The organism is Pelagerythrobacter marinus, assembly GCF_009827515.1.
Taxonomy (GTDB): domain Bacteria; phylum Pseudomonadota; class Alphaproteobacteria; order Sphingomonadales; family Sphingomonadaceae; genus Pelagerythrobacter; species Pelagerythrobacter marinus.
Genome location: NZ_WTYO01000002.1, coordinates 239,548 through 250,815 on the forward strand (window position 1 = coordinate 239,548; position 11,268 = coordinate 250,815).

Consider the following 11,268-nt stretch of genomic DNA (forward strand, 5'->3'; position numbering starts at 1 on the left):
CACGGGCACGGTGGTCGCGTTGTCGCTCAGGCCGCGGCGACTAGCGTCGCGATGGCCTGGGCCGCGATCCCTTCGCCGCGGCCGGTCAGGCCGAGCCGTTCGGTCGTGGTTGCCTTGACGCTAACCGCCCCGGGCGCAATGGCCAAGAGGCGCGCGATATTCGCCCGCATCGGCTCGCGCCAGGGGCCGATCCTGGGCGCTTCGCAAATCACGGTCAGGTCGACGTTGCCTACGCTCATGCCTGCTTCCGCCACCAGATGCGCCGCGTGTTCCACGAAGCGCGACGAGGGTGCCCCCTTCCATTGCGGGTCCGACGGGGGGAAGTGGGTCCCGATGTCACCCTGGCCTATCGCGCCGAGAAGCGCGTCGACGAGCGCGTGGAGCACGACGTCGGCGTCGCTGTGCCCGGCGAGGCCTTTGTCATGCGGGATCCGGACACCCCCCAGCCACAGCTCCTCGCCCTCCGCCAGGCGATGGACGTCGAATCCCAGGCCGGTTCGAACCGGCGGGCCTTGATCCATGAAATCCTCCGCCACGGTAAGTTTTGCCAGGGCTTCGTCTCCTTCCACCAGGGCGACGCTTCCGCCGGCGGCGCGCAGGACCTGCGCATCGTCGCCCGCCTCGCGCGCGCCATGCCACGCGCGATGGGCATCCAGGATCGCCTCGAAGCGGAACGCCTGGGGGGTCTGCACCCGGCGCAGGCGCTCGCGATCGGCGGAACCGGCCATGACGTCGCCCTGCGCCTCCGCCAGGCTGTCCACCACCGGCAGGACGGGGATCGCACCGGGATGAGCCGGCAGCGCGGCCAGCAGCCGCGCGATGACGGCCTGCGAAAGGGCGGGGCGGGCGGCGTCGTGGATCAGCACGGCGTCGGGCGCTGCGCCGGCCAGTCGTTCCAGCGCGTTCGCGACCGATTGCTGGCGCGTCGCGCCCCCGGTGACCAGCGCGTATCCCTGCAGCCCCGCCAGGCAATCGCGCGCCCTGTCTTCGCCGTCCGGCGGAATCACCACGACGACCGGCGCCGCGCCGGCCGCCAGGAGCGCCTCCACCGAATGGCGCACGACCGGCTTGCCCCGCCAGCGAACGAACTGCTTGGGAATCGCCTGGCCTGCGCGCAGCCCCTTGCCCGCGGCGACGACAACTGCGGCAAACAGGGGCGGGGGCGGGACGGCCGACATGGCCGTGGGCGCTAGCGCCTTGCACGGGGGCGGGCAATCCACTATGCGCTGCCCAAATTTTAGGCACCAGTACCCATGACCGAACTTCCCGCTCCCCCGCCGCTCCGGCCCATCCACGTCGGCCCCGTCACGATCGACTGCCCGGTCGTGCTCGCGCCGATGACGGGCGTGACCGACATGCCGTTCCGCACCCTTGTGCGACGCTATGGCTCGGGCCTCAACGTGACCGAGATGATCGCGAGCCAGGCGGCCATTCGCGAAACGCGCCAGTCGATCCAGAAGGCCGCCTGGGACCCGGTGGAAGAGCCGGTGTCGATGCAGTTGGTCGGCTGCGACCCGGACTCGATGGCCGAGGCGGCGAAGCTGAACCAGGATCGCGGGGCGGAGATCATCGACATCAATTTCGGTTGCCCGGTGCGCAAGGTCACCAACGGCATGGCCGGTTCCGCCCTGATGCGCGAGGTTCCGCTGGCGACCCGCCTGATGGAGGCGACGGTCAAGGCCGTGTCCGTGCCGGTGACGGTGAAGATGCGCATGGGGTGGGACCATTCGAGCTTGAACGCGCCCGAACTGGCGCGCATCGCGCAGGACCTGGGGGTGAAGATGATCACCGTCCACGGGCGCACGCGTAACCAGATGTACAAGGGCCAGGCGGACTGGGCCTTCATCCGCAAGGTGAAGGACGCGGTCTCGATCCCCGTCATCGTCAACGGCGACATCTGCGGGATCGAGGACGCCGCCGCCGCGCTCGAGCAATCGGGGGCCGACGGGGTGATGATCGGACGCGGCGCCTATGGCAAGCCGTGGCTGCTGGGCCAGGTCATGCACTGGTGGCGCACCGGCGAGAGGCTCGACAGCCCGAGTTTCGACGAACAGTATGCGGTTCTGGTCGAACACTATCGCGCCATGCTCGATCACTACGGCCGCGAGGTCGGGACCAAGATCGCGCGCAAGCACCTGGGCTGGTACACCAAGGGCATGCACGGTTCGGCCGAGTTTCGGAACCGCGCGAACTTCATCGACGACCCCGACCAGGTCCTTGGCGAGATCGAGCGGTTCTACGAACCGTTCCTCCACCGCCGCGCGGCGTGATCGCGGTGGAGGAGCGGCCCGATCCCGGGGCCCAGATCGCCGGACTGATCTTCGCCGTCCTCCTGCTCGACCCGGACATGGTCGTGCGCGAGGCGAACCCGGCTGCCGAAGACCTGCTGCACCGAAGCGCACGGCGCCTGGTGGGGGAGCGGCTGCTCGACGTGATCGGGCTCGACGACGAGCGGGTCGCGCACCGGCTGGGCGATGCCGACGCCCGGCTGACCGTGCGCGGCATGGTCATGCGGTGCGGCGAGCGGGCGATGCAGGTCAATGTCACCGTTTCGCCGCTGGCGACCCACCCGGGCTGGCGGGTCATGACTTTCTCCGAGGTCGGGCAGGGCGAATTGGGGGACGAGGGGCGCGACGAGACGACCTTGCGCGCGCCCTCGATCCTCGCGCACGAGATCAAGAACCCGCTCGCCGCCATTCGCGGGGCGGGGCAACTCGTGGCGCGCAAGCTGGACGAGAAGGATCGCCCCCTGGCCGCGATGATCTCCGCGGAGGTGGACCGGATCGCGCGGCTCGTCGACCGGATGCAGCGCCTCGGCAGCGAGCGCGCGGACCCGGTCGAACCGACCAACCTGCACGAGGCGATCCGCAGCGCCATCGCCACCGTTCGCGCGGCGGGCGGCGGCGGGGTGGAACTGGTCGAGGAATTCGACCCGTCGCTGCCCCCCGTTCTCGCCAGCCGCGACGCGCTGGAGCAGGTGCTGATCAACCTGGTCACCAATGCGCGCGATGCCTGTGCGGGGGGCGAGGAGCCGCGCGTCGTCATCCGCACGCGCTTCGTCAGCGGGCTGGTGTCCAACCTGAAGCTGGGCCGGGCGATCCGCCTGCCGATCGAGGTGACCGTCAGCGACAATGGCCCGGGCGTCGATCCGTCGCTGCGCGATCACGTGTTCGAACCGTTCGTGACGTCCAAGTCCAGCGGGCAGGGGCTCGGCCTCGCGCTGGTGCGGAAGCTGGTCCGCGACATGGACGGCCGGATCGGCCACCAACGCGACGAGCGCGCGGGCCTGACCCATTTTCGCATTCACCTGCCGCTGGCGCGCGAGGAAGGAGAACCGGCATGAATGGCAAGGTCCTGCTGGTGGAGGACGACGCCTCCATCGCCACGGTGATCCGCTCCGCGCTGGAGGACGAGGGGTTCGCGGTGGACCGGTGCGAGAGCATCGCCGCGCGCGACCGGGCGCTGGCGTCGGACCGTTACGACGTCATGCTGACCGATGTCATGCTGGCCGACGGCGACGGCATTGCCTCGATCGACAGCGTGCGGGCGGCCTGCCCGCAGATGCCGCTGATCGTGCTTTCGGCGCAGAACACGCTCGATACCGCGGTCCGCGCGAGCGACACCGGCGCCTTCGAGTACTTTCCCAAGCCCTTCGACCTCGACGATCTCGTGCGCGCGGTCGTCCAGGCCGGGGGGTCGGGCGACAAGCGCGGCGAGGAGGCCGAGGCCGGCGACGGCTTGCCGCTGGTCGGCCGCAGCCAGGCGATGCAGGCCGTATACCGCATGATCACGCGGGTCCTGCGCAACGACCTGACCGTGCTGGTCCTGGGCGAATCGGGCACCGGCAAGGAACTGGTGGCCGAGGCAATCCACCAGCTGGGCCATCGCAAGTCCGGCCCTTTCGTCGCGGTCAACGCCGCCGCCATTCCCGCCGACCTGATCGAAAGCGAGCTGTTCGGGCACGAGAAGGGCGCCTTTACCGGCGCGATCGCCCAGGCCATCGGCAAGTTCGAACAGGCCAATGGCGGCACGCTGTTCCTCGACGAAATCGGCGACATGCCGATCGAGGCGCAGACGCGCCTGCTGCGCGCACTGCAATCCGGCCGCATCCGGCGGGTCGGCGGGCGGCAGGAAATCGCGGTGGACGTGCGGATCATCGCGGCGACCAACCGCGACCTCAAGCCGATGATCGCGGCGGGGCAGTTCCGCGAAGACCTCTATTACCGGCTGAACGTCGTGCCGATCGTGCTGCCGCCGCTGCGCGACCGGGTGGAGGACATCGAGGCGCTGGCCAAGCATTTCCTGGGGCTCGCCGCGCGCGAGGGCCTGCCCGAACGGCGGATCGACCGCCCGGCGCTCGCGCTGCTGGAACAGCAGCCGTGGCGGGGCAATGTGCGCGAGTTGCAGAACGCGGTCTATCGCCTGGCGCTGATGGCGCGCGACGACGTGATCGACGCGGGCACGGTCACCGCGGTACTGGGCGACCCGGCGGAAGCGGTCATGCGCGGGCGCGACGACGCGCTGGGCGCCGCCCTGGCGGCGTGGCTGGGCGACAATGCGCCGGCCCACGGAACGCTCTATCACCGCGCCGTCTCCGCCTTCGAGCGGCCACTGTTCGAATATGCCCTCGGCCAGACCGGCGGAAACCAGTTGCGGGCGGCCAAGCTGCTGGGCATCAATCGCAACACCTTGCGCAAGCGGCTGGGCGAGTTGCAGATAAACGCCGACAGCTTCGCGCGCGCCGAATAGCCGCCCGTCCGACAAATTCCTCCCTTGGACGGATTGCCCCTTGCAAATCCGCAACAGCGCAGTTGTAGTATTGCAACTGTGGCGGAATCGACACTTTCCCTGACGAGGCGCAGTCCGCGCTGGTGGCGACGCTTCGTCGTCGCCTCGCGCCGCGCAAATTTCTTCCGCCTGCTCGAGATCGCCTCGGCCCTCGCGCTGGCGGCGATGGTTCTCACCACCTGGCTTACCTTCAACAACGCCCCCGGCGACGGGCAACTGGTGCCGGCGGGGAAGGTGGCGAGCCTGCTGATCGGCACGCTGCTGCCGGCCATGGCCCTCGTCGTCCTGTTCGGGCGGCGTCTCGCACTGCGTCGGGCCGCGGGCAGCACCGCGCGCCTCCACGTGCGCCTGGTGTTCTTCTTCTCGCTCGTGGCGGCCGTGCCGACCCTGCTCGTCGCCGCCTTCGCCGCCGTCCTGTTCCAGTCCGGGGTCGATTTCTGGTTCTCGGACGATTCGCGCGGCCTGATGCGCAACGCGGACGAGTTCGCGCGCGGTTACTACGAGGAAAACCAGCTGGAAGTCGCCAACCACACGATCGCGATGGCGGGCGATCTGCGCTATTACTTCGAACGCGGCACGCTGACCGACGGCGGGTTCGAGGATTTCTACCGCTACCAGGCCGAAGGGCGGAACATCAACGAATCGGCGATCCTGCAGCGGGTGGCCGACGGCAGCCTGCGCACCGCGGCGATGTTCGGCCTGATGACCGACAACGATCCGACCGAGCTCGACCCGGCGATCTTCGACGCCATCGGGGGCGAGGAGCCGGTCGTGGTCCAGGGCCAGGCCGAACGGATCGAGGCGGTCGCCGCGATCGATCGCGAGAGCGGGATATTCCTCTACAACGCCCGCAACTCCAAGGCTTTTGCGTTCGACCTGTGGGATCGCGCCAATGCCCTTTCGACCAACTACGCCGCGCTGACCCAGCGGGGCCGGGCGCTCCAGCTGCGGTTCAACCTGGCGCTGTTCGTCGTCTCGCTCGGCCTGCTGGCGCTGGCGGTGTGGTTCGCGCTGCGCTTCGCCGATCGCCAGGTGGAGCCGCTGACCGATCTCGTCGGCGCGGCGCGCCAGGTCGGCGCGGGCAACTTCGCGCTGCGCGTGGAAGGGCGCACCGGCCCCGACGAAATCGGCCTGCTCAACCGTGCGTTCAACCGGATGACGGCCCAGATCGAGAAGCAGACCGACGCCCTCGTTGCCGCCAATCGCCAGCTGGAAAACCGCCGCGCCTTCATGGCGACCGTGCTCGAATCGGTGACCGCCGGCGTGATCTCGGTCGACCAGGACGGGCAGGTCCTGCTGATGAACGGATCGGCCCAGGCGCTGCTGCTGGACGAAGGCTCGCCGCCGCCGGTGGGGCTGACGCTGGAGGCGCTTACCCCGCCCATCGCGGCCCTCCTGCGGGGCGGGATCGATCGCGGCATCGTCAACCAGACGGTCGGCGGCGAACTGCTGACCCTGGCGGTCAAGATCGCCGACTTCTCCGAAGGCAAGGTGATCACGTTCGAGGATATCACCCGCCAGCTGCTCGATCAGCGGCAGGCGGCCTGGTCCGACGTGGCGCGGCGGATCGCGCACGAGATCAAGAACCCGCTGACTCCGATTCAGCTCGCGACCGAGCGGCTGAAGCGCCGCTACCGATCGCAGATCGAAAGCGACGGCGAACTGTTCGACGAACTGACCAGCACGATCGTCCGCCAGGTGGGGGACTTGCGCAAGATGGTGGACGAGTTCTCCTCCTTCGCGCGGCTGCCCAAGCCGGTCTTCCGCGAGGAGGACGTGCTCGACCTCGTGCGCCAGGCGCTGTTCCTGCAGGAAGTCGCCCACCCGGAGATCGATTTCCGCTTCGCCTCCGCCACCCAGGGCCCGGTGCCACTGGCCTGCGACCGCCACCAGGTCGGGCAGGCGATGACCAACGTGCTGAAGAACGCGGTCGAGGCGGTCGAGGCGCGCGCCCGCGATGCCGAGGCGGATTTCCGCGGCCGGATCGCCGTGTCGATCGCGCCGGGGGCCGACGACGTGACGGTCGTGGTGGAGGACAACGGGGTCGGCCTGCCGCAGGATCGCGACCGGATCGTCGAACCCTATGTCACCACTCGCGAGAAAGGCACCGGGCTCGGCCTCGCGATCGTGAACAAGATCGTCGAGGAACACGGGGGGGAAATGGCTTTCGCTACCACGGCCGGGGGCGGAACGCGGGTGACGCTTCGCTTCGCCCGCAAGCCCGGGGCGCAGGGAAGCGAGGCCGCCGAATGACAGCTTGCAAGGAGAACTGCCGATGACCCTCGAGATTCTCGTCGTGGACGACGAACGCGACATTCGCGAACTCGTCTCCGGCGTGCTCAGCGACGAGGGCTACGAATGTCGCACCGCCGGCGACAGCGGCTCCGCCCTGGCCGCGATCGACGAGCGCCGCCCCAGCCTGGTCCTGCTCGACGTCTGGCTCCACGGCAGCCCGATGGACGGGCTCGAGGTGCTGGACGAGATCAAGAAGCGCGAGCCGGAACTGCCGGTGATCATCTTTTCGGGTCACGGCAATATCGACACCGCCGTTTCGGCGGTCGGGCGCGGGGCGATGGACTTCATCGAGAAGCCGTTCGAGGCGGAAAAGCTGCTCCACCTCGTCGCCCGCGCGACCGAGACCGAGCGCCTGCGGCGGGAGAACACGCGCCTGCGCCAGGGCTTCACCGGGGGCGAGGAATTCACCGGCAACTCCCCGGTCATCAACCAGGTCCGCGCGACGCTCAAGCGCGTGGCGGGCACCGGCAGCCGCGTGCTGATCAGCGGCCCGGCAGGCGCGGGCAAGGAAGTCGCCGCGCGCCTGCTGCACAGCTGGAGCGGGCGGGCCGACGGCGGGTTCGTGATCGTCAACTCGGCACGGATCACGCCCGAGCGGTTCGAACAGGAACTGTTCGGCGAGGAGGCCGACGGAAAGCTCGTGCGCCCCGGTTTGCTGGAGCTGGCCGATGGCGGCACGCTCTACCTCGACGAAGTGGCCGACATGCCGCTTTCCACCCAGGCCCGGATCCTGCGCGTCCTGACCGAGCAGAGCTTCGTGCGGGTCGGCGGCAACCGGCAGATCGGGGTGGACGTGCGCGTCGTGTCGTCCACGTCGCGCGATCTCGCGCAAGAGATCGAGGATCGCCGCTTTCGCGAGGACCTGTTCTATCGGCTCAACGTGGTTCCGGTGGCGATCCCGTCGCTGGCCGAGCGGCGCGACGACATTCCCGCGCTGACGCAGCATTTCTTCACCCGCTACGCGGCCGAACAGGGCATTCCCGCGCCCGAGATTTCCGAGGAGGCGATGGCCGCGCTCCAGGCTTACGACTGGCCGGGCAACGTGCGCCAGTTGCGCAACGTGGTCGAGCGGACCGTGATCCTGTCCCCCCGCGACGACCTGCACACGGTCGAAGCGGACATGCTGCCGAGCGAGGTGACCGGGGGCAAGCTTGGGGCGGCGAACGGCCTGTCGTCGCTGATGGGCGTGCCGCTGCGCGAGGCGCGCGAGACCTTCGAACGCGAATATCTCAGCATCCAGATCCGGCGTTTCTCCGGCAATATCTCGAAGACGGCGAGCTTCATCGGGATGGAGCGGTCGGCGCTTCATCGCAAGCTCAAGCTCCTGGGCATGGGCGAACGCAGCACGGCGGAGCGCAAGGGCTGATGCCGGCGCCCGCGGCAGGGGCGATCAAATATCGTTGCCCGCGGGCACCAAGCGCGGCATAATCGGTTGACTATCCGGCGGGCTCGAAAGCGCCCGCCAGAATGCGGACCGCAAGGGCGGCCGCCAACAAGAAGGAAGCAGACATGCCTAGCGGACAGACACTTTCCGCGCGTCCCAAGCCCAAGCCGGCCGAGGAGCCGAAACAGGGACGCCAGCCCAACCTGCAGGACGCGTTTCTCAATATCCTGCGCAAGAACAAGACGCCGGTCACGATGTTTCTCGTCAAGGGCGTCAAGCTTCAGGGCATCGTGACCTGGTTCGACAACTTCTCGATCCTGCTGCGCCGCGACGGGCAGTCGCAGCTTGTCTACAAGCACGCGATCTCCACCATCATGCCGGCCCAGCCGATGGATGCGAAGCAGTTCGCGAGCCAGGATTCGAGCAAGAAGCAGCGCCTCTTGCAGGACGTGTTCCTTTCGCGCGTGCGCGATGCGGAGGCGCAAGTGACGATGTTCCTCGTCAACGGCGTGATGCTGCAGGGCGCGATCGCGGCCTACGACCTGTTCTGCATGTTGCTCGAACGCGAAGGCTACGTGCAGCTCGCCTACAAGCACGCGGTTTCGACGATCCAGCCTGCGACGCCGGTCGATCTCAGCGACGACTGGGAAGGCGAGGGCGACTGAGCTTCGACGACAACCTCCTGGGCGAGGTCTCGCGCGGGGCGCGGGCCCTCGTCGTGTGCCCCGATATCCGCGGGCAGAAGCACGACCTCGATCCCGGGGCGCGGCTTGAGGAGGCATGCGGCCTGGCGCTGGCGATCGGCATCGTCGTCGCCGATGCGACGATCGTGCCCGTGCGCCAGGTGCGGCCCGGCACGCTGTTCGGGGCGGGCCAGGTGGAAAACATCGCGATTGCCTGCGAACAGCACGAGGCGGAACTGGTCGTGGTCGATGGCGCGCTATCGCCGATCCAGCAACGCAACCTGGAGGAAACGCTGCGGCGCAAGGTGATCGACCGCACCGGCCTGATCCTCGAGATCTTCGGCGAGCGGGCGGCGACGGCGGAAGGGCGCCTCCAGGTCGAACTGGCCCATCTCGATTACCAGCAGAGCCGTCTCGTCCGGTCGTGGACCCACCTTGAACGCCAGCGCGGCGGTTTCGGCTTCCTCGGCGGCCCTGGCGAGACGCAGATCGAGGCGGACCGGCGGATGATCCGCCAGCGCATGGCACGCCTCCGCAAGGAACTTGAGCAGGTTCGCAAGACCCGGGCCCTGCACCGCGAACGGCGGGGGGGGGCGCCCTGGCCCGTGATCGCGCTGGTCGGCTATACCAACGCAGGAAAATCCACCCTTTTCAATCGCTTGACGGGCGAATCTGTCATGGCGGAAGACCTGCTTTTCGCGACGCTGGACCCGACCATGAGGGCGATCCGGCTGCCGGGCGTGGAAAAGGCGATCATGTCGGACACGGTCGGATTCATCTCCGACCTGCCGACCCAGCTTGTCGCGGCTTTCCGCGCCACGCTGGAAGAAGTGACCGGCGCCGATGTCATCGTCCACGTGCGCGACATGGCGAACCCGGCCGCCGCCGCGCAGAAGGCGCAAGTGCTGGCGGTGCTCGGCGAACTGGGCCTTGTCGAAGGGGAGGGGGGCGAAAGCACGATCCCGATCGTCGAGGCGTGGAACAAGCTCGATCTCCTGGCCGAGCCCGACCGCGAGCGGCTGCGCGAGGCGGCCGAGGGCAAGGATACGATCGTGCCGATCTCGGCCATGACGGGCGAGGGCGTCGATGCGCTTCTTGCCCGGGTCGATCGGCTGCTGACGGCCGGCGCGAAAGTGCACGAGTTCGTGCTCGACGCTGGCGAAGGACAGAAGATCGCCTGGCTCCACGCCCACGGCCAGGTGCTGGAGGATGTCGAGGCCGAAGGCGGCGAGGGGCCACGACGCAGGTTGCTCGTCCGCCTGACCCCCAAGGAATTCGGCCGCTTCGAAAGCCTCGCGGACTAGTCGCCTTCGCCAGCCGCTTCGCCGCGCTTGACGCGCTGCCAGAGCTCCTCCTGCTCTTCCAGCGACAGGCTTTCGAACCCGCCTTCGGCCAGGTCTTCCATAGCGCGGAAACGGCGTTCGAACTTCCGGTTGGCGGCACGCAAGGCGTCTTCGGGCGAGAGGCCGTGCGCGCGCACGAGGTTGACCGCGGCGAACAGCAGGTCGCCCGCTTCGGCGAGCCGTTCCTCGGGCGTGGCCTGTTCGAGCTCGTCCAGTTCCTCGACCACCTTGGCCCGCGGACCGGCGGTGTCCGGCCAGTCGAAACCGACGCGGGCCGCGCGCTTCTGCAGCTTCTCCGCGCGGGAGAGCGCCGGCAGCGCCGCCGCCACGCCGTCGAGCGCGCTCTGCGCCCCGCGCGATGCGCGTTCCTGCGCCTTGATCGCTTCCCAGCGTTCCTCGCGCATGCCGCCGGGCATGTCCGCATCGCCGAAGATGTGCGGATGGCGCGCCTCCAGCTTGTCGGCGATTGCCGCGGCGACGTCGTCGAACGCGAAGAGGCCGGCTTCCTGGGCGATCCGCGCCTGGAACACGACCTGGAACAGCAAGTCGCCGAGCTCGTCGCGAATGTCCGCCGGGTCGCCGCGTTCGACCGCGTCGGCGACCTCGTAGGCTTCCTCGATCGTGTGCGGAACGATCGTATCGAACGTCTGCGCACGATCCCATTCGCATCCCCGGGCGGGGTCGCGCAGGGTGGCCATGATGTCGAGGAGGCGGTGAAGTTGCTGGGTCATCTAGAAATGATAATATATATTATGTAAAGTTCGGGGTGGGCGGA

9 protein-coding genes are annotated in these 11,268 nt (G+C 68.6%); 7 read left to right on the forward strand and 2 right to left on the reverse strand.

The annotated features are described in order from the left end of the window. Positions 1-26: 26 nt before the first annotated feature. Complete coding sequence (locus GRI72_RS05010) at positions 27-1,178, reverse strand: bifunctional 2-C-methyl-D-erythritol 4-phosphate cytidylyltransferase/2-C-methyl-D-erythritol 2,4-cyclodiphosphate synthase (RefSeq protein ID WP_160732840.1); 1,152 nt, start codon at positions 1,176-1,178, stop codon at positions 27-29. Positions 1,179-1,253: 75 nt separating this feature from the next. Between GRI72_RS05010 and dusB the strand changes: the two genes are divergently transcribed. The 7 genes from dusB to hflX all read left to right on the forward strand — a co-directional run bounded on the left by dusB (position 1,254) and on the right by hflX (position 10,454). Next, positions 1,254-2,270 carry a tRNA dihydrouridine synthase DusB gene (gene dusB, locus GRI72_RS05015; RefSeq protein ID WP_160732841.1) on the forward strand — a complete coding sequence of 339 codons (1,017 nt, stop codon included), beginning with the start codon at positions 1,254-1,256 and terminating at the stop codon, positions 2,268-2,270. Then, on the forward strand, positions 2,267-3,343 hold the full coding sequence (locus GRI72_RS05020; RefSeq protein WP_337191135.1) for a two-component system sensor histidine kinase NtrB: 1,077 nt from the start codon (positions 2,267-2,269) through the stop codon (positions 3,341-3,343). The genes dusB and GRI72_RS05020 overlap by 4 nt, the downstream gene beginning before the upstream one ends. Further along, complete coding sequence (locus GRI72_RS05025; RefSeq protein ID WP_160732842.1) at positions 3,340-4,749, forward strand: sigma-54-dependent transcriptional regulator; 1,410 nt, start codon at positions 3,340-3,342, stop codon at positions 4,747-4,749. The genes GRI72_RS05020 and GRI72_RS05025 overlap by 4 nt, the downstream gene beginning before the upstream one ends. 78 nt (positions 4,750-4,827) lie before the next feature. Then, positions 4,828-7,041, forward strand: coding sequence for an ATP-binding protein (locus GRI72_RS05030; protein WP_160732843.1), 2,214 nt, complete (start codon positions 4,828-4,830; stop codon positions 7,039-7,041). Positions 7,042-7,063: 22 nt separating this feature from the next. Then, positions 7,064-8,449 carry a nitrogen assimilation response regulator NtrX gene (gene ntrX / locus GRI72_RS05035; protein WP_160732844.1) on the forward strand — a complete coding sequence of 462 codons (1,386 nt, stop codon included), beginning with the start codon at positions 7,064-7,066 and terminating at the stop codon, positions 8,447-8,449. A 143-nt stretch (positions 8,450-8,592) separates the two neighbouring features. After that, positions 8,593-9,132, forward strand: a complete 540-nt coding sequence (gene hfq, locus GRI72_RS05040) for an RNA chaperone Hfq (protein WP_160732845.1) — start codon at positions 8,593-8,595, stop codon at positions 9,130-9,132. A gap of 17 nt (positions 9,133-9,149) precedes the next feature. Then, positions 9,150-10,454, forward strand: a complete 1,305-nt coding sequence (hflX, locus tag GRI72_RS05045; RefSeq protein WP_160733224.1) for a GTPase HflX — start codon at positions 9,150-9,152, stop codon at positions 10,452-10,454. Here the strand turns inward: hflX and mazG are convergent. Continuing rightward, complete coding sequence (mazG, locus tag GRI72_RS05050; RefSeq protein WP_160732846.1) at positions 10,451-11,224, reverse strand: nucleoside triphosphate pyrophosphohydrolase; 774 nt, start codon at positions 11,222-11,224, stop codon at positions 10,451-10,453. The two genes, hflX and mazG, sit on opposite strands and share 4 nt — an antisense overlap. Between the last annotated feature and the right edge of the window lie 44 nt (positions 11,225-11,268).